The 18,985-nt window shown below is 42.5% G+C and carries 15 protein-coding genes; 9 read left to right on the forward strand and 6 right to left on the reverse strand.

Annotated elements, in window-relative coordinates:
- Nucleotides 1-770: 770 nt before the first annotated feature.
- The gene (locus tag IPM71_00005; protein ID QQS51143.1) at nucleotides 771-1,838 is read right to left on the reverse strand and encodes a tyrosine-type recombinase/integrase; all 1,068 of its coding nucleotides are present in this window, start codon (nucleotides 1,836-1,838) and stop codon (nucleotides 771-773) included.
- Nucleotides 1,839-2,254: 416 nt separating this feature from the next.
- Here IPM71_00005 and IPM71_00010 point away from each other — a divergent pair, with 416 nt between their 5' ends.
- Entirely contained in the window at nucleotides 2,255-3,058 is an 804-nt protein-coding gene (locus IPM71_00010) for a hypothetical protein (protein QQS51144.1), read from the forward strand.
- A gap of 18 nt (nucleotides 3,059-3,076) precedes the next feature.
- Here IPM71_00010 and IPM71_00015 read toward each other — a convergent pair whose 3' ends face one another.
- Together IPM71_00015 and dinB are read right to left on the reverse strand one after the other, a co-directional pair.
- Nucleotides 3,077-3,571, reverse strand: a complete 495-nt coding sequence (locus IPM71_00015; protein ID QQS51145.1) for a DUF4494 domain-containing protein — start codon at nucleotides 3,569-3,571, stop codon at nucleotides 3,077-3,079.
- 134 nt (nucleotides 3,572-3,705) lie between these two features.
- A complete protein-coding gene (gene dinB, locus IPM71_00020; protein QQS51146.1) occupies nucleotides 3,706-4,872 on the reverse strand; it encodes a DNA polymerase IV in 1,167 nt (388 codons plus the stop codon).
- A gap of 215 nt (nucleotides 4,873-5,087) precedes the next feature.
- On the opposite strand from dinB, the gene IPM71_00025 reads away from it, so the two are divergent.
- From IPM71_00025 to IPM71_00050, 6 genes are all read left to right on the forward strand, one after another.
- The gene (locus IPM71_00025) at nucleotides 5,088-5,927 is read left to right on the forward strand and encodes a LexA family transcriptional regulator (GenBank protein QQS51147.1); all 840 of its coding nucleotides are present in this window, start codon (nucleotides 5,088-5,090) and stop codon (nucleotides 5,925-5,927) included.
- Between the two features lie 538 nt (nucleotides 5,928-6,465).
- Nucleotides 6,466-6,726 carry a UPF0175 family protein gene (locus tag IPM71_00030; protein ID QQS51148.1) on the forward strand — a complete coding sequence of 87 codons (261 nt, stop codon included), beginning with the start codon at nucleotides 6,466-6,468 and terminating at the stop codon, nucleotides 6,724-6,726.
- 1 nt (nucleotide 6,727) lies between these two features.
- Nucleotides 6,728-7,222: a DUF3368 domain-containing protein gene (locus IPM71_00035; GenBank protein ID QQS51149.1), complete on the forward strand. Its 495-nt coding sequence runs from the start codon at nucleotides 6,728-6,730 to the stop codon at nucleotides 7,220-7,222.
- Nucleotides 7,223-7,734: 512 nt separating this feature from the next.
- Nucleotides 7,735-8,169, forward strand: a complete 435-nt coding sequence (locus tag IPM71_00040; protein QQS51150.1) for a globin — start codon at nucleotides 7,735-7,737, stop codon at nucleotides 8,167-8,169.
- Nucleotides 8,170-8,618: 449 nt separating this feature from the next.
- Nucleotides 8,619-12,524 (forward strand): hypothetical protein, encoded by a 3,906-nt coding sequence (locus IPM71_00045; protein QQS51151.1) that lies wholly within the window; start codon nucleotides 8,619-8,621, stop codon nucleotides 12,522-12,524.
- A 59-nt stretch (nucleotides 12,525-12,583) separates the two neighbouring features.
- Nucleotides 12,584-12,751, forward strand: coding sequence for a hypothetical protein (locus tag IPM71_00050; GenBank protein QQS51152.1), 168 nt, complete (start codon nucleotides 12,584-12,586; stop codon nucleotides 12,749-12,751).
- Nucleotides 12,752-12,760: 9 nt separating this feature from the next.
- Here the strand turns inward: IPM71_00050 and IPM71_00055 are convergent, their stop codons facing one another.
- Entirely contained in the window at nucleotides 12,761-14,443 is a 1,683-nt protein-coding gene (locus IPM71_00055) for a phosphoethanolamine transferase (protein ID QQS51153.1), read from the reverse strand.
- 157 nt (nucleotides 14,444-14,600) lie between these two features.
- On the opposite strand from IPM71_00055, the gene IPM71_00060 reads away from it, so the two are divergent.
- The gene (locus tag IPM71_00060) at nucleotides 14,601-15,143 is read left to right on the forward strand and encodes an archaeosortase/exosortase family protein (protein ID QQS51154.1); all 543 of its coding nucleotides are present in this window, start codon (nucleotides 14,601-14,603) and stop codon (nucleotides 15,141-15,143) included.
- Nucleotides 15,144-15,150: 7 nt separating this feature from the next.
- On the opposite strand, the gene IPM71_00065 is transcribed toward IPM71_00060, so the two are convergent.
- Together IPM71_00065 and IPM71_00070 are read right to left on the reverse strand one after the other, a co-directional pair.
- On the reverse strand, nucleotides 15,151-16,425 hold the full coding sequence (locus IPM71_00065; GenBank protein ID QQS51155.1) for a hypothetical protein: 1,275 nt from the start codon (nucleotides 16,423-16,425) through the stop codon (nucleotides 15,151-15,153).
- A gap of 22 nt (nucleotides 16,426-16,447) precedes the next feature.
- Complete coding sequence (locus tag IPM71_00070) at nucleotides 16,448-17,566, reverse strand: FIST C-terminal domain-containing protein (protein QQS51156.1); 1,119 nt, start codon at nucleotides 17,564-17,566, stop codon at nucleotides 16,448-16,450.
- A 163-nt stretch (nucleotides 17,567-17,729) separates the two neighbouring features.
- Here IPM71_00070 and IPM71_00075 point away from each other — a divergent pair, with 163 nt between their 5' ends.
- Nucleotides 17,730-18,980 (forward strand): hypothetical protein, encoded by a 1,251-nt coding sequence (locus IPM71_00075; GenBank protein QQS51157.1) that lies wholly within the window; start codon nucleotides 17,730-17,732, stop codon nucleotides 18,978-18,980.
- Nucleotides 18,981-18,985 lie beyond the last annotated feature (5 nt).

An 18,985-nucleotide genomic window follows, 5' to 3' on the forward strand; every position in this document is an offset into this window, starting at 1 on the left:
GTACGCCTATATGAGCAGGCTGGGCTTAAAACCGCCAACCCAAAAAACCAGCGATACCGCGGATTAAATATACAAACTTTTCTATTTCTGCAACCCCCAGCTTGCTTATATTGGCTGTTATAGCCTGGTGGCGGCGTGTTAAAAGCGCAAAGCTATATGGGCGCACAAGGTTTGGAACATCATTTTGCCCCCGGAACCGGATTTAATTGCTATCTCATCTATCTGCCGGGCATTTAATAGCTGCAGGACTTGTCAGGGTGCAAAGCAAAGTGGCGGAAAAGTTGTTTCAAAAACCATTAGCCAAACCATTGGCTCAGAGGCTGAGTAAATGGTTATTATTCAGCAGACAAAAGGCTTTATTGCCAAAAGAGCCAAAGCTTACTCATGGTTTTGGAATTGGTTTTGAACTTTACCCAAGTTTTGTGACACTTTGCAATCCGTTACAATAGCGCTCCAATTAAATGAAGGGGTGGGACTGGGGCATGCAAAATGTGTTATCAAACCGGAGCTAACTTAGATGCACTATCAGTAAAATGACCTTAAAATTGGCAGGTGACACTTGGCTGTAACTCCGTTATATCTTGAGCTAAAAATACATAAAAGTTGTTGATACATAACTAACGGTCGGAAAAAAGCATGATCTTTTTATGCGTGATATCCTGTTTTTATATTTCTGCATGATTGGCGTTTTTTCGAATGGTATGTGGTTTCTAGGTCAATGCTCCTTTTTAAGTTCAATTATAAATTCTGTCTCTATTTCTATTATTACTCTAATCAATATTTAACTCGTCAAACGGATTAATTAATGCATTGATCCGTCGCTCACTTACATGGGTGTAAATCATCGTGGTTTTAATGTCGCTGTGCCCCAGCATCTCCTGTATGTAGCGTATGTCTACTCCTTTCTCCAGCATGTGGGTGGCATAACTGTGCCGCAGGGTATGCACCCGCACTTCTTTCTTTATTCCCGCTCTTCGGCATGCCCTGCGCAAGATATTTCTTATACTCGATGCCGAGTATTCTTCGTTTCCCTGCCCTCGGAAAAGGTAGGTCTCTGGCTGATAGTTTTTTATGTAGTCCGCCAACATCCTCCCCAGGTTGTCAGACAAATTCACTATACGGTCTTTGTTCCCTTTTGCAGCACGTATGTGTATCAAACCCCGGTAATAATCTATGTCCTTTACTTTAATATGCACTGCTTCACCAATGCGCATACCGGCCGAATAAATAAGGCTGATAATGGCCCTGTGTTTCTGGTTGTCGATGGCCTTTATTATTAACTCCACCTCTCGTTTCGACAATACTTCTGGCAGGTACCTGGGCCGTCTTGGCCGCTCTATCTTCTCCAGATCAAGCTGCCGGATTTCAATTTTTTCAAAAAACAGTTTAATGGCACTTATTATCTGGTTCTGGTAATTGAATGAAAAATTGTTGCGCAGCAAATAATCACGGTTAAAAACTATGATATGGTCCATATTCAATTCTTCCACCTTTAATTGTGGAAAAAACTGAAAAAACACTTTTATCATCGACATATACACCCTTTTGGTGTTTTCGCTATAACGGCGATAGTCGAGGTAATCGCTGAATTTTTGCAGGTAGGGTGCTACATGTGGGTTATGTTTCAATACAAGGGTAGAAGGATTGATAAGGCCAAGCTTTACCAGGTATCTTTTGCTATGTTCTGTATTCGGCACATGCCAGCAACGCATGCTCTTACTCCATAGAGAACCAGGTATTCGCTTTAAAAGCTGATTTATTTCTGAGTCATACTCGAAAATAATCTTTACACGGTTTTGCTCCTTGTGCGTCACAGGTTCGCAGATAACAGTTTTCATATTGATTATATTACAATCAAAAACGCATTCAATAATTTAAGCAAACAAATGACTAAAATCAAGAAAAATGGGAAGAAAAAACAGCAAAAGTTGGCGATTTTGTGGAGCTCCGCCCCGTCACTCACATTAAGGGAAACGAGGTAACTGTTGATACGAAAGGAAACTTGTGCAAACTAGCAATTAAAATTTAATTTGCCAAGAAATGCGCATAAAAACATAACTATGTTGAAAAAATAATCAACAAAAAAAACATAGCCTATAAAAGTATCCTATAAATACTTATAGATGCCTTCTTAAGTCTCACTACTACCAAACAATTCAACACTGTTCATAGATGGTTAATATTTATTTCGGAATATTTAAAACCCAACTTTATATTTGCCGTACGAAACAGAAAAACCTATACTCGTAATTCATTGAAACAAATAACTTTTCTACCGCTCTTTTTGCTGCTTATATTTGCTTTACCATCACAGGGTCAGAAAAAAGAATGCCGCTTACGCCCCAAACGTTTTCCATCAGCCTTTACGCACCTTAGCTCCGACTACTCGGGCATGAGCCTGCAGGCCGACATCATTCCCAAACGCTACTATCAGTTCGAATCGGCACTGGGCTTTGGTGCATTGTTTCAAACCCGCGAAAACGAGCGTTTGTATGGCTACAACTCTAATCTATTTCGCATCGGTATTGGCTCTAAACTCGAAGCCAGGCTGGTGTTTGGATTTCCGGGCAACAACATCCATTACAACAATCCTGAAATCGAAAAACTAACACCACCTGTGGGTGCCGGAATAAAGGTGAACCTATTGGCCGAGAGCAGCTCAACACCCGGTATTGCATTACTTACAGAATACCTGTTCTACAATACTTATTCGCACATAGAGGCCATGCTCATTGTCGACAAATACATCTTCAAAGCAATCAAACTAAATGCTGCAGCAGGGCCACGAATAGGAGGGGGCTCCAGCCAGTTAAATTATTCCCTGGGCTTTGTAATGAAAGACCGAGACAACCGTATGGGTGTTTATTCGCTGGCTACCAACCGTTATGCCTACATGGAAAATATCTTCCACATGGGCATCGTTTATTCCGATAACCTTAACTACCAGCTAAGTGCTGGTTATGGGGTGCATCAGAACGATGGATTGTTTATGATGAGCTACACAGGCATCATCACCTACAGTGGACTGCAACGTAGGTTTGGCAGTTATTTCAGATAGCCCTAAAAACCTACCAGACTAAATATCTTCCTCCTGGCTGCCAGCACTTTCTGTTTCATTGTTGCCGGGTCTCTTTTCTGCAATTCCTGCGTTGTACGAAAATACATCCATAATGGGCGATTCGGCCACCGATGGTATGCTGTAATCGCTCACCGATCCGGCCATTAACTTCTCTACCGCAAGGTAAGCTTCTTTTACATTGTTGGCTTGCATCAGCAAATAGGTGTTCGATTTGCGCTCCATGCCCTTTTCTTCGTCGAGCAGAGTCATGCTCAGTTTGCACTTGAACCAGCGATCGCCCTGCTCGTTGAAAATTAATTCAGAGAAACCTGCTTTTTTGATGTTGGTTACATTGAACTCGCCCGAAATATACGCTTCTAGCTCGGCATGTATGCGGCTCTCGGCATCGGTAAACGATACGGCATCGACCAGGTAGGGTTCGCTTACCGATTTTTCTTTACCGTTGGCATCGGTCTTTTTGTACTTCACTTTGCATTCAAACCATGTACTCATCGCGGGGGGTATTTAATGTTTCAGGGCGGCAAATATAAGTCTATTGATGGCGGTTGAATCTTTTAGCCAGGTGATTTTATGAATAACTTGTACACAATTGATTCATCTGGCACTTTTTCACCTTGCCAGCCAGTTTACCCGCCGCGAAAGCGCGAAGCCGCCACCGCCCGTTGCACCGAGTTGCGCCCGTAACGATTACGCAGCATGTCCATGGCTTTGTACAGGTTCACCTGCGAAGGAGTGTCTTCGAACATGTTGAGCTGCTGCGAACCCTGCACCAGGTGACTAAAACGAACGCCAATAAGCCTTATGAGCATACGCCGCTGATACAGGCGGTCAAACAACTCTTTGGCAACAGGTATCAGCTGGTGGTCGAACGAGGTGTAGGGCACCCGCTTTTGAAGGGTGTGGGTATCGAAGTTCGAATACCTTATTTTAATGGTGATACAGGATGTGAGCCTTTGTTTGCTGCGCAACTCGTAACAAAGCTTCTCTACCATCACCACCAGAAGGTCATTCATCCGCACCAGGTCAATCGAGTCGGTTTCGAAGGTGCGCTCGGTACTGATTGATTTACGCTCCGAATATGGTGTTACAGGAGTTGGATCAACGCCATTCGCCTTGTCCCATATCACCAGTCCGTTTTTCCCCAAAACCCTTTCAATCATCTCTTTAGGTATCATGCTCAGGGTGCCTATGGTATCGATGCCCATCGAGCGCAGCAGGTGAAAGGTTTTTTGCCCTATCATGGGTATTTTACTGATAGACAAAGGTTGCAGAAAAGGCCTTACCTGCATGCCCGGCACCTGAATCTCGCCGTTAGGTTTGGCAATGCCCGTACCGATTTTGGCCACCGTTTTATTGACCGAAAGGCCAAAGGAAATGGGCAAGCCGGTGTGGTCGATAATGGCGTGCCGTAACTCGTGGCTCCATTTCTGGCAGCCAAAGAAACGGTCCATGCCGGTAAGGTCGAGGTAAAATTCGTCGATAGAGGCCTTTTCGTACAAGGGGGTGCGACTGGCAATGACATCGGTTACCAGGTGCGAGTATTTGCTGTAAAGTTCCATGTCGCCCCGCACCAGAATGGCATCGTTACACAGGTGGCGGGCCATTTTCATTGGCATGGCCGAATGCACCCCGTATTGGCGGGCTTCGTAACTGCAACTGCTTACCACACCACGGTCCGAGCTGCCGCCGATAATTACCGGCTTGCCTGCCAGTTTGGGGTTTATCAAACGCTCTACCGACACAAAAAAGGTGTCGAGGTCGAGGTGTACAATGCTGCGTCCCTGCCAATCCATCGCTTCAATTATTATGATTATAATGCAATCATTATTTCGATTATAATATAATATTTATTTACTTTGAATCCAATCTTTCGGTCAAAATAATCTTTTATACTAAGCCTAAATGAGCCGATGACAGATGAATGAGTCAATTTTGATTAATATACAATCTGAAATTTGCTTTTTATATAATCGTTATATAAATTTGTTACAGATTTAATATTGAACCAATGTATTTTAGTCAGAACATTAAGTTTTTGCGCAAGCGCAAGGGATACACCCAGGATCAGCTGGCGCAAAGCCTCGAGATGAAACGCCCCACCCTGAGCGGTTACGAAAATGAAGTAAGCCAACCTACCGTGCAGGCGTTACTCATTTTTTCGAAGTTTTATAAAATTGCCATCGACACTTTGCTCAACATTAACCTGGCTAAGCTTTCGGAGTTGCAACTGCGCCAGCTCGAGAATGGCGAAGATGTGTACATTCGCGGTGGTACACTTCGTGTGCTGGCTACCACCATCAACAACGAAAACGACGAAAACATCGAACTGGTGAACGAAAAGGCCAAAGCAGGCTATGCCACCGGTTTTGCCGATCCGGAGTTTATCAGCCAGTTGCCTGTGTTCCAGCTCCCATTTTTGTCGAAACAAAAGAAATACCGCACCTTTCAGCTGAGTGGCGATTCGATGCTGCCCATACCCGAAGGCGCCTGGGTTACCGGCGAATACGTGCAGGACTGGAGCCAGATTGTATCGGGGCAAGGTTATGTAGTATTTACCCTCGACGACGGCATTGTATTTAAGGTAGTGGAGAACTTAATTGCGAAAGGCGGCATTTTCAGGTTGTTTTCGCTCAACCCGCTTTACGAACCCTACGAACTGCATGTGTCGGAAGTAAAAGAAGTGTGGAAATTTGTGCATTACATCAGCAACGAATTGCCCGAACCGGTGCTGCCACAGACCGAACTGCTGCGTACAGTAGCCAGTTTAAAGAATGATATGTACCGTATCAAAGACGAATTTTTAAAAAATGCTCCTCCCGCTTCCGATGCGGCAAAAAATGAAGCATAAATAATCTGCCTTTCAACCATAAATAATTATAAAATAAAACCTGTAGAAATATTCAGGACCCAACAACCCGAACGCTTTGAACTTTCGGCTGAAAAGACTCATATAGTGACTAACAGATGACACAGTAGAGCTAAGCAAAGCTAAGAGTGTGGTTGAATTTTGAATTTGTCGATTTTCAATTCACGCGTCTTTAGGTATTAAGGATGCATAGCCGTTTCATTTTAACAAAACACCAAATAATACTATGCACACTGCGTAAAATAGTTCCATCATATTTCGTTCGTCACAGATGTAATAAAAAATTTGAATATGCATTATTATACCAGAAAGATAGATAATGCTTGTATAAATATTAATGTTCAAGCATTTGTTCCTTTTTGCTAACAGACTCTTTTTACTTCCTTAGTGGAAACAGCGCGGGGGTCAGCCCCTTTAGGGGAAAGAGGGGTGAGCGTGGGCATAATATTAAATAAGCTTGTAACTGGCATAATAGAGGCTAATCAATAAAAAATTGTATTTTTGTTTAAAGCATAAAGCAATGAATACCCATACAATATCAATCGATTTTCCTTCTGATATTCTTTTAGCTCTGAATGAAAATGAAACCGAACTTAAAAGGGATATTAAAATTTCACTGGCAATTCGATTATATCGACTCGAGAAGTTAACAATTGGAAAAGCCGCACAACTATCTGGATTATCGAGGTTTGATTTTGAGACCTTGCTTTCTGAGAATGAAATTTCCATTTCGAATTTATCTGTTGATGATGTATTAGGTGATGCTTTGAAGCTTAAATAGAATGAATGGTATTGTTATAGCCGATACTGGCCCTATTTTTTCTTTAGCAATTATCGACAAACTCAATCTGCTTGATTCCATCTTTAATGAGGTTTTTATTCCCAAAGCAGTTTGGGATGAAATTTCAGCCGATGAAACCAAACTATTTTACGACAGAGTGATTGATTATTTTAAAAATAAAGTTCAACCCATCAAAGGATTCAACGATTTAACTTTTATAATGGATTCTGGAGAGTCTGAATCCGTGATACTTTATAAAGAATTGGCAGCAGATTACTTATTGATTGATGATAAAAAAGCAAGAAGTATTGCTGAGAATATTGGTGTAAGGTGTATTGGAACGATTGGATTACTTTCGTTTGCAAAAGATAAAGGGTTTATTGATGCCTTAAAACCAATATTCGAAGATTTTATTAAGCATAAACGTTATTATTCAACAGACCTGCTAAATGCCATCTTGTTAAAAACTAATGAAGAATTTCTTCGCTTGCAGTAATAGCAATTATTACCGGGATATATTTAAGAGAAAAATTCATTGGGTTTCGAAAATTCAACGATTAGATCCATGTGATGCTTTATTCTTGACTTATCCGCCATCTGGTGAATTGGTTGTTTTCAATTTTCATGCTTCTGGTAGATACATCCTACACGCTGTGTAGTGAGTTTTCAGAATTTATTTATAAAAGTGTAACGAAATGTGGTTTTGTGTCGTAAGAGGGTTTACCACAAACGATTAACAAATAACCAACGAAATGACAAACTATTACAAAAGCAGAGTGAAGAGCAGGGTTGAATACAAAGTACTGCTTTTAAAGTATGTGCTGATTGTTACCGGTATCAGTCTCTTTATTATTCTCGTAAACAGCTGTAGCTAGTCTGCAGACCTGATACAAAACTATCTCAATTAAGCCTGCCATTTAACCGGCGGGTTTTTTTGTTTCGGCTTTTCTTAAACAAATTTCCTTTTATGGCGTTAACCTGCTGTTTGATTAATTGGTTTTAACTCCTATGATGCTTACGATCACCCCATACGAAATAGGTGCCCGGCCACTGGTACCGCAGCCTGATTGCGCTATACTTCAGCAACTTGGAGAAAAGGGAATTCGTGAACTTATCAGCCAGCATTACGATTTGCTTTCGCAAAGCGATATAAAGCATCTTTTTCCTCCGACAGGAAGCGCACTTGAAGCAGCCAAACAGCATTCGGCCGACTTTTTTATTCAGCGTTTTGGTGGCCCGGATTATTACAGTCAAAACCGTGGAAAACCTATGCTTACCCGCCGCCACGAACCCTTTGCTATCACCATGCAGGCGCGCGAAACATGGCTCGATTGCTACCGGCAACTATTGCCCAAGCTAAACCTATCCGAAGAGCTTATTCTTTCTTATTGGAAATTTCTCGATATCTTTTCAATCTGGATGGTGAATACACCAAAAGTATAATCTATAATGGGTAACGATAACTAGTAACTAAAATCAGTAATTTCAACACCAAATAATCCCCTCTTGAGAGGGGTGTAGGGGTGTGTAAAATTCTATTATATGGTTGAAATTCTGATTTTAGTTATTAAACCCGACAGGCATTTTTTACCACCTCCCAGAAACAGCGCGGGGTTTCATCCCCTATAAGGGAAAGAGTGGTGAGTATGAGCAAAATTTTAAATAAGCTTGTAAATGACATAATAAAGGCTTTTCATATTTTATTTACCTCAATTATTAAAAATTTCTCCATTTTTTTTACCATTTTTCGTCATTTAAATTGAGATATATACATATTTGTTTATGTATTTGATAAAATTAGCCTAAATGCCCATAAAACAATCACTTTAAAACGAAACTAACCATTCTCCTGTTCGTACTATAAGCATTAAAAAGTGCCGATAAGATTGAAGATGATTAATACTCATATTACACTTTGCAAAATTCATCCTTTTGCCGGTTTTACCAGCATCAGAAAAGGTTTTATAGTAACTGCAGTTATTTTGCAGTTTATTCATTTGCTTTCCTATTCACAAACCACAATTTACACTTTTAATTTCGATACCGTTGCCACCGGATGGACCTTTGGTGCCACCGGATTGAATGGCGGCACCAACAACCGCAACAGCTGGCTTATAGGTGTACCTAAGGGTGGAAGAGGGTATAACGATATACCCGGACAAAAGGGATACATTGGGAACGCCGACCCCACCACCGACCACACTGCTGGTAATACCATTAACAAGGTTGCCGGACAAGGATTGTTGGCCAGTGATACCAAGCAAGGCAATTCGGGGCATTACAACAACTCCAGTGAATGGATGCATTCGCCTGCTATAAATTGTTCGGATTATTACAATACTGTACTGGAATATTACCGCTGGGCCAACTTCGAGCCAGGCTACGACCGCGCCATCATCGAAGTGTCGACCAATGGTACTACCTGGGTGGTAGTATTCAATTCAACCAGCGTACAGGACAATCAATGGGTATTTCATCGAATCGATATTTCGGCCTATGCCGACCGGCAAACCACTGTTTACATTCGCTGGCGCTCCGAAAGCGACGGCAGTGTTTTCTATTCGGGTTGGAATATAGACGATGTAATAGTAAGCGGTACATACAATACCAACGATTTTACTTCCACCATCAGTGCGGCTACCATCACAGCATCATCCACTATCTCTTCTCTGCTCGATACTTATGCCGAAAAGCTTGATATAATGGATTTCACCCTTACCGATGCAGGTTCTGGCGATGGTCTGCCAACCCTCATCGATACCTTGGTCATTGTTCCGGGAAGTTTCAACACCATAGCAGATTGGAAAAAATCAATCACCAACATCTATCTTTACGATTCGGTGAGCAATACCGAAATTGCAGGTATTATTAAAAATAACAAAGTTTTGTTTACTCACCCCAGCCTGCTTGCGATACCCGATGGCAGTTCCAGAACCTTTACACTAAGTTATTATCTGGAAGTGGATCTTAGTTCGGCAACTGACAACCAGCGATTCGATTTTAAGGTCGATTACAGCAATTTTGTAGTCAATGCCGGCGGTTCTTTGTTAAGTTCTGGAAGTTTCAGCACCGGAAGTACCAAATTGAAGTTAGACATACAAGCCACCACATTGAGTTTCCTCACCGAGCCTGCCTCGCTGGTAGCCCCCAATCGCATTTTGCTGCCAATCATCCATGTGGCAGCTACCGATGCCAACGGAAATACCGACACGGATTTTACGAACCAAATTAACCTCAGCAACTCCGGCAACTTAAGCATGACAGGTACTGCCGTATCTGCCATTAAGGGAATAGCAGCTTTTAACAATATTCAGTTTACCCAGACTGGTGGCCCGGTTAGCCTGACCGCCACACACAATGGATCGACAGGTATAGGCAATGCCACCACACAGGTACAGATAACTATTGCCAACAGCCTTCTCAATACGGCTTATAGCGAAAATTTTGATGGAACGCTTAGCGGATGGACTTCAGGCGCATTGCGCGGAAGCAACTCATGGAAATCAGGCTCACCCAGAGGGGGCAGGGGATTTTCTGATGTAAGTCCCAAAGGCTATGTGGGCAACGCCGACCCCACCACTGACCACTCAACAGACAATACTCTAAATTATGTCTATGGGCAAGGTTTGTCAAACTCCTCGACCACACAGGGTGTTTCTGGCCATTTCAACAATTCGAATGAATGGGTAATGTCACCGGCAATAAACCTTTCGAACTATTACAATACCCAGCTTACCTTCTGGCGCTGGGCAAATTTCGAAGCCTATTACGATACTGCTCTGGTAGAAATCAGTACCAACGGTACTGATTGGATTAATCTCAATCAGCCATTGTTTCCGGCCGACAACAAATGGACGCAGGTTGCCATCGATATTTCAGCCATAGCCGACCGTCAATCGACTGTGTACATTCGTTGGCGATCTGTGAGCGATGTAAGTGTTTTCTATGCGGGTTGGAACATCGACGACATTGCCATTGCCGGGGTATTCTCCCCTGTCACAAACTGGACGGGTGCTGAATCCACCGATTGGGGAAATGCTGCAAACTGGAGCGGGGGAAATGTACCTACTTCTGTTTCGAATGTGTACGTCGAAAGCACTGCCAACAGGCCAATTATTACCGGCACCGCTGTATGTAACGAAATCATTATACGAGAAAATGCCTCACTGGAAGTTGCCAGCAGCGGAAACCTAACGGTATTTGGCAATGTGCAGATTGAAACTGATTATCAGAACTATGGTGCTTTTATCGATCATGGTTCTGTTACCATTTCCGGAAACGGAAAAGTTTCGGTTTACCTGTCGGCCAAACACTGGCATTACATTTCGTCGCCAATAGCAATTGCCAACAGCAACCAATTTGGCGAACAGGTTTATCTCTACAACGAAGTTGTTGCCAGCAGCAACTGGAATAAGGGCTGGGTACTTGTTGAAAATACAGCACTTGAACTGGCACGGGGTTATGATGTGTACCGTCTGGTAAATTCCATTGTTCCGTTAGAAGGCCGCTTCAATACGGGTTCTATGGGTATTCAGCTTTCCAATACCGATGGTAGCGAAATTGCTGAGCACGAAGGCTGGAACCTGATAGGCAATCCTTATCCTTCGGCTATTGACTGGGATGCACCACAAGGCTGGACAAAAACCAATGTAAGTGATGCCACTTATGTTTGGGATCAGAAAACACAGAATTATGCCACCTATATCAATGGAGTGGGTACCAATGGGGGTAGCAGGTATATTGCCCCCATGCAAGGCTTCTTTGTGCGGGTTACCAATCCGGGAGAAGGCTACCTGGGCATGAACAATGCAGTAAGATCGGCCAATACCCAGCAGCGGTTTAAATCTACCTATTCAGAAGCAGAAGGCATTAAGATACGTATCCTTTCAAATGACTTTTCAGACGAAACGGTAGTGCGTTTCGATTCGAATGCAGGATATAATTTCGATGCAGACTTTGATGCCCTGAAAAAGTTTTCCGACAATCCGCTTGTTCCGCAGATATATACTCAAACGGGCAAAGGCGAGCAGCTTGCCATTAATACCTACCCACTCGACACAAACAGTGTTCAAATTCCGGTATTGGTGCGTGCTACTGCACCAGGATCGTATTCACTTGAATTCGAAGGTGCCTGGAACATTGACCCTACTCTTACGGTTTATCTGGAAGATTTGCTGGCCGATACCCTGATTGATTTGCACACGACAGTAGATTACACCTTTGTTACTGAGATGAGTGATATAACAGAGCGCTTTATCCTGCATGTGGGCATGCCTCTTCGGATTGAATATTCTGCTACAGCACCCACAGTAAAGGGAAAATCGGATGGAAGCATAGCACTCACCATTTTTGGAGGTAAACAACCTTTACAAGCCATTCAATGGTCGAACGGAGCTACCACCAAAGATCTGATCAATATTGGAGAAGGAAGTTACATTGTTGAAATTACCGATGCAGCCGGCAAAATGCTTGTCGATACAATTCTGGTGCCCGAAGGTGCGGCAGACACTACCAACAGCGATACTACTGGCGGATCAACCAGGCACGATGAGCTTGAATCAGCCGAAAACGGTATGTTGGTATATTCCTCGTACGGCGAGGTGCACATTAAACCCGTGGATACTTCAAAACCTATTTCTTCGGTGCAACTGTACGATGCAATGGGGCGTATGCTTTATCAGCAGGACAAAATCGTTTATGGCGAATTGATACTTCCTTCTACAAAATACCGGGGGGTTATACTTGTTCAAATTATCCAGGGCGAAAAACAGTTTCTGAACAAGGTAAGCGTTTGGTAATTTCATGAAGTATTCAACAAACTGTTATAAATTTGTAAGCTTGTTTCACCTTTAAAGAAATGACAAAAAAAGTAACTACCCTATTTGTTTTATTCAGCCTTGCGGTTCCTGCCAGTGTTTTTGCTCAGCCAGGTAACCCGGGAAGTGCACCCATTGGTGGTGTGGTGTATTTGTTGATGGCTGCAGTAGGATTGGCCTTTGTTTCGCTGCGGAAAAAGAACAGATAGGCCTGTTTCTTAAGGTTGCCCTCTGAGTTTCTTATTCGCAAAAAGACTGTCGTAATTGTGTACCCTTCCCTTCAGAATTACCTTTCTTTCTTTGCCTTCGTAAAAAACAGATGCCAGACTTTGTGTGCTATCAACCTGGCTGCCCGAAATGCCGCCCATGTGCAGGAGGGTGTGAAATACCGCAGTAGTGGAAGCGGGTTGAGATTGATTCTTTTGCAGTGCCAGGTATTTTTCCGGAAACAATTCGCAGTAGGAATCGGAGCACCAAATAAAAAGTGGTACATGATACAATTCTGGCGAATTCTTTGCTAAGCCCCGGCCAAAACCAATGGAAGCATCCTCGAAAAGATTTTCGCCATGATCTGACACATAAAGCAGTACTGCCGGCCTTTCTGTTTGTTTAAGGCTGGAGATGAGTTCCGATAAGAAGAAATCGGTATATAGTATTGAGTTATCATAGTTATTCAGAATTGTTTCGCGGTGCTTTTGTTTTAATGGAATGTGCCTGTTTTTTTTTGTGGCAGGTTTAAATTGCTCAAATTCTTCGGGATAGCGGTTTTGAAAAGGATAATGGCTTCCCATGGTATGAAGCACTATCATGCCAGAGCTTTTATTCGATGAAATTACTTTGTTAAGTGGTTCAAGCAATTCTCCATCGTAGGGTGTGTATTTGCCCATAGCTGTCTGTTTCCTCACATCGGCCTGTTGAGCAAGCAAATCGACCGGACCAGCTTTAATTTGCTGATTTCCCAGCCAAAAAGTCTCATACTCTTTTTTAGCATAGAATGACATTAAGGATTGCTGGCAGGAATCTGTTCGACCAGTGAGCAATATAGGAACACTCTCGCGTGTATTAAATGAGGGCGAAATAACCTTACTGAAAGAAATCAAGGCAGGATAGGATTGAAGTTGGGGAGAGGTTTGCCTTTCGTATCCATTCAAGCCCCAGTTTTTGTATCGGGAAGATTCTCCTATCACCAATACAAATAGTGTAGGAACTTCTTGTACCGACGAATCGGCCAGAACACTATAATCTTCAGTTTCCCCGGATACCTTTCTGGTCTGTGCACGATATGTTTTCAATGCCTTGGCACTCCTTCGTGCAATACCCACAGGGGTATCGCGAAAACAAGCATACAGACTATGCTGAACAATTCTTTCAAAGGAACTTCGCTTATTCAGTTCGTAAGCAGAACCAGCAAGTATTAACGAAAAAAATCCTATCAGAAAATGTATTCTGTAGCCAGTTATGTAAAGCTTTTGCGGAGTGAAACGCCAATTAACCAGAATAATTAAGGCAGGCAATAGAATTACAATACTTTTCAGCAACCACATGCCATTTAAAAATTCAACACGTTCGTTGGATGTCGATTCCAATAGCACCAAAATCAATGCACGGGTGGGCATTTTATGAAAGAACAACACACCATACACCAACATGGGAGTGAAGAACAGGAGGGGGGCAGACAGAAAAAGGTAGTTTCTTAGCTTTATAGGGAACAATGCCGGTAGCAGGCTAAAAAGTAAGAGGGTAACCAAGGCATGGTATAACGCTACAGCGGCAGAATGCAAATTCATTTGTGTCAGCTTAATTACTGAAAGCAACAGAAGCGGACTGGCAAATAGGATACCTGCCAGCAGAAAGGGAAGAAAAGGCAGAAACCTGCCCGAAAGTGTGTGTTTTTTTTTCATCAGCCTAATTGTTTTGCATAACTAGATGCATTCTTTACCTGATAATTTCTTTTTACCTATCGCACTAAATAAAAACCTTCTGCTATTATGCGTATATTCGTATCTGATCAGGGTAATGACTTAAATGTATGGCATTCAAAGATAAGAATCAACTGCCATGATAGAAAAAATCAGGCATTGGATTGATAAACGCAGCAAACTCGATTTGTTTTTGCTAAAGGCAGGTATGCTCCTGATGGCCTATTACCTTGCTCGCATGGCCTTTGCCCAAATACCCTTTCTGTATGAGTTTGCCAAAGCAGTGCGCCGCACTTATGCTCGTTTTTTGGCCGAGGCAAGTGCCTGGTTGCTCGATGTGGCGGGTTATAATGCCCAGAGTGTAAACAGAATTGTTTGGATTGAAGGCTCTCAGGGAGTGAAGGTAATCAATGCCTGCCTGGGATGGTCGGTAATGGCTCTTTTTGCTGGTTTTGTGCTTATTTACCCGGGTATTAGAAAAACTAAATACTGGTTTATTCCCATGGGTATTCTGCTTGTAATAGCAGCCAATCTTATCCGCATTACCGCTATGGCCTGGCTTTCCTTCGAAGCCTCTCATCTGCTCGATTTTTATCACCACTATGTATTTAACCTTATTCTCTACCTCGTGGTTTTTAGCCTTTGGTTTTTGTGGATTAGATGGTATGGACAAAAAACTTAGTGCTGAATTATAGGGTTTGCGTCAGTTGTTCGAGCTCGCGAATAGCGGGGATAGAAAAATAAAAAGTACTTCCTTTGCCTGTTTCCGATTCTAACCAGATGTGTCCGTTTAACAGAGTTGCCAGATGTCTGCAGAGCGTAAGTCCAATACCTGTTCCGCTGTATAGTTTATCGGAGGTATCTTCAATACGTTGAAATGGCTTGAAAATGTTGGCATGCATATTTTGGGCAATTCCACTTCCGCTGTCTTTTACATAAAATACTAATGTTTCCTTAGGATTATTGTCGGTTAGGTTCAGTGGCTGGTAGCCTATTTCTATACCGCCTTCATCAGTAAACCTTACTGCATTCGAGATCAGGGCATCGAAAATCTGGTTAAGGCGGTCGTTGTCCGATACAATAAATAGCTCATCCTGTGGAGTGAGTACCTTCATATTCAGATTTTCTTTTTGCTCTTTGCGCACATGATTGTAAAATACATCCTCCTGATCGAGCAATAATTGGTTAATGTTGCACAAGTTGTATTTGATGTGCAAATTTCCGGATTCGAGCATCGATACCTCCAGCAGGTCTTCGATTAAACGCAGGAGTTTTTCAGAGCTGGTTACAATCGAACGGCAGGCAGGGGGCAACATATTATCAGGAATCTGTTTTTCGGCAATAAGCGAACTGTAGCCCATAATGGCATTGAGCGGTGTGCGAATTTCGTGCGAGATATTCTCAATAAAAGTTGTTTTCAACCTGTCGCTTTCTTCTGCCTTTTCTTTTGCTTTATTTAATTCGTTATTTTTTACGCACGCTATGCATGCCTGGGCTAGTTTTTCGTTTATCTGCCGCAGGCTCTGTACCATTTCGTTAGAAAGTTTCGCGCCTGATTTTTTGAGACAAAGCAACCCGAATTCGGGAAGGAGCATCAGGTAAAAATGAACATCGTCGTCGAAAGTCTTTTCATGCGGCAGGATTTTGATGAAGTTATCTACCTGCGTCGCTAGTGTTTTGTTTGGTATCAGAGAATATACTTTTTCAAACTCGTGGTTGAATTTCGATTTGTATGGAATTGTTAGTACACTTTTATAATAGCAAATACCCTGTTCGTTCTGATGAAATTGCAGTACAGCCCCTGCAGAACAGTTTAGTTTGCGAAGGTAGATCATGAGTGTATCCTTCAGCATTTTTTCAAGCTTGCCTGAATTGCCAATAGCCATTGCTATTTCGAACAATATCTGAATATTAAGTTGCTTATCGGCTTGCGGCATAGGGTTGGAAATTAAATTGGTCGACACGAAGCGGCATATGAGGATATTCTTACTTAGTAAAGCACGCCAACACAGCGGTTTTATTGTAAAACTCGAGGTATTCTTTCCTATTATTGGCAATTTCGCCAATGGAAAGTGCTCCTATGAGAGGCACCTTATTGGATTTCACTTCCATGAGCTCCTGCTCAAAATCATTGCCCAAAAAAAGGGTACGTGAAATACAATCGAAAAAAAGGTCGAACAGGCGCTCTTCAGGATTCAGCTTTGCTTTGCACCTTGCTGCCGCCAGACTGGCGGCTTCTACAAGGCTTTTCTTGTTTCCATGTAGCACATCGACAAAGGTTCCTTCCTGAATTTCGCCCACACATACCAGTTGGTTATCCTGCGCGGCAATAGGGTCACGCACCACCATTTCGGCATCCAGTTTATGGATACCAAATGGGTATGCCTTTGCCAGATCGAAAAAGTTATTCTCTTCAATCTTTTTGCCTGTATGTTGCAAAATCACCTCACGGTATACCTCCATGGCAGGTCGGTAATCGAGCTCTGTAATTATATTTCTGTCGGCCGATGTAACTTTAAAAGGCCCTGCCACACTAAACCATCCATGTTGCACCTCCACAAAACATTCCAGAGGCAATCTTACCAGAAGCGCACAATCGGTAAGCATGCCCTTATTGCTAAAGAGACATGGTTTTTGTACCATGGTCAACGAGCCAACCCCACCACCAATGTAGTTGCAATCGAGCCCAAATACCAGAAACAAAGATTCGATAAGCGCACTGATGCGGCGTGAAAACCCATCGACCAATACACCCAGTGTTTTAAACTCAAAATCGTCGTGCACCAATTCTTCGATGACGACTTCGAAATCTGTTTGTGGATGACTTATGTTTTCTATTACACTCACATGGACTTCGGTTTCGAATCCGGCAACAATGAACCCCTTGTCGAGTTTCTGTGTATTATGAAGCAGAGCCGGAAAAATGCCACCCCAGAGAGGTTTCTGTATGTTTTGTAAAATAGGGTCGAGTTGTTCAGGCTGCATCTGATTGGCATCGCATGCCAGAATTAGAATGCTTTTTACCGACTGATTCTGCTCATAGGCATTCAGGCAATTTTGCAAATCTGCTATAGAATCACTGGTTGAGAGGTATAATTCCTTCATGAAAAAATTCAGGTTAATGCTTTTAGCCTTGCTAAGGTTTTAAATTTAATCAATTGCCTCAGAAAAGCAATAATTAAGGTTTAAATAAAGTTGAATAAAACTCACTATAAAAGTTCACCTATAACACATTTTCTCCGTACAAGCTATCACATGACTTACCACCATGAAACCACAAAAAACTAATTTATTCCTATTGCTGCTTTTCTGGTTGCCACTATTGGTGGCGCAGGAAGGGTTTATAGATAAAGCCACCAAAAACCACTTCGATAGCCTCGATTCGCGCATTGTGCAATTGAATCAGCAGCTAAAAGCTTATGGCACTGAAAGACATGCACAATATTTTTATGTGCGACGCGAAATTGACATGACCCTGTTTGTACGCGAGTTCGACCAGTGGGTATATGACGAAAATCTGCTACAAGCCCAGATTCTTACCGATTCGCGTAAAGCTGCTTCGGAAAAGCGCTTTGATAACTATGGGGTCGAATACTATTCGGCTTACCAGGCCAAAATAACCCAATTAAGAGCCGATAAGATGCGGCATTATCAAAGCCTTTTGGAAAAAGAAAAAAACTTTAAAAAAGAGTACCTGCAATACATTGCCCCAGCTGACGAAGCTGCCTACCTGAAAACCCTCCGTATGATTGACCTGGCCTTAAAGTACACCGAAGAAACCGGCAGAAACGAAACCCGTGCATACCTTCTTTTTTATCAGACACATACCAGGGCCTTGTTGTATGATTTTTACAGCAAATACGATTTAGCAGAACTTACAAACAACCAAAACGCTTTTCTGAAAGCTTTTGAACCTATGCTCGAAAGCGATTCGCTAAAGCAAATACTCGAAGGGCAGGAGTTAGCAAAACAGTGTTACAATTATACGCTTGGAGCCAATTCCAAGCTAGACACTAATTATTTCGCCCTGCAAAAAATAGCTGCTGCCAATGCCATTGCCGATTGGAACGAAAGGCAAGGCTTGTCGTCGGAATTGTCTTCCCTTACCGGTCAGGCAGTTTTAGCGCGCCGCGACAGCCTGAACCGTGAAGGGATTTACCAATGGAACGACCTGATAATAGTGATAGGGTCGGTAAACTTCAGTTCGAAATCGGAAGCGGTACGACGTGGCGAGGCTATTATCGATGCCGATAAAACCTTGTTCGAATACCTGCGGGTGAACAAATATTCTAACACTGCCAGCAAGGTAAACCTTGACCAAACCACTTTGCTGCCCGTAAAGGATAAAGACAGGGTTGTTTTTTTTCAGTACGACCCTTCGTGCGATGCCTGGCAATATATAATTGCCTACAATGAAGTAATGAGTAAAAAGTTTACAATCGAAATGAGCCAGTTCCTGCCTCCGCTGCAATTTCAGGAAGATATCGACAAGGGTATTGAAGCGAATGGTATAAATTAGCAGCA

Source organism: Bacteroidota bacterium (assembly GCA_016699695.1).
Lineage (GTDB): Bacteria > Bacteroidota > Bacteroidia > Bacteroidales > UBA10428 > UBA10428.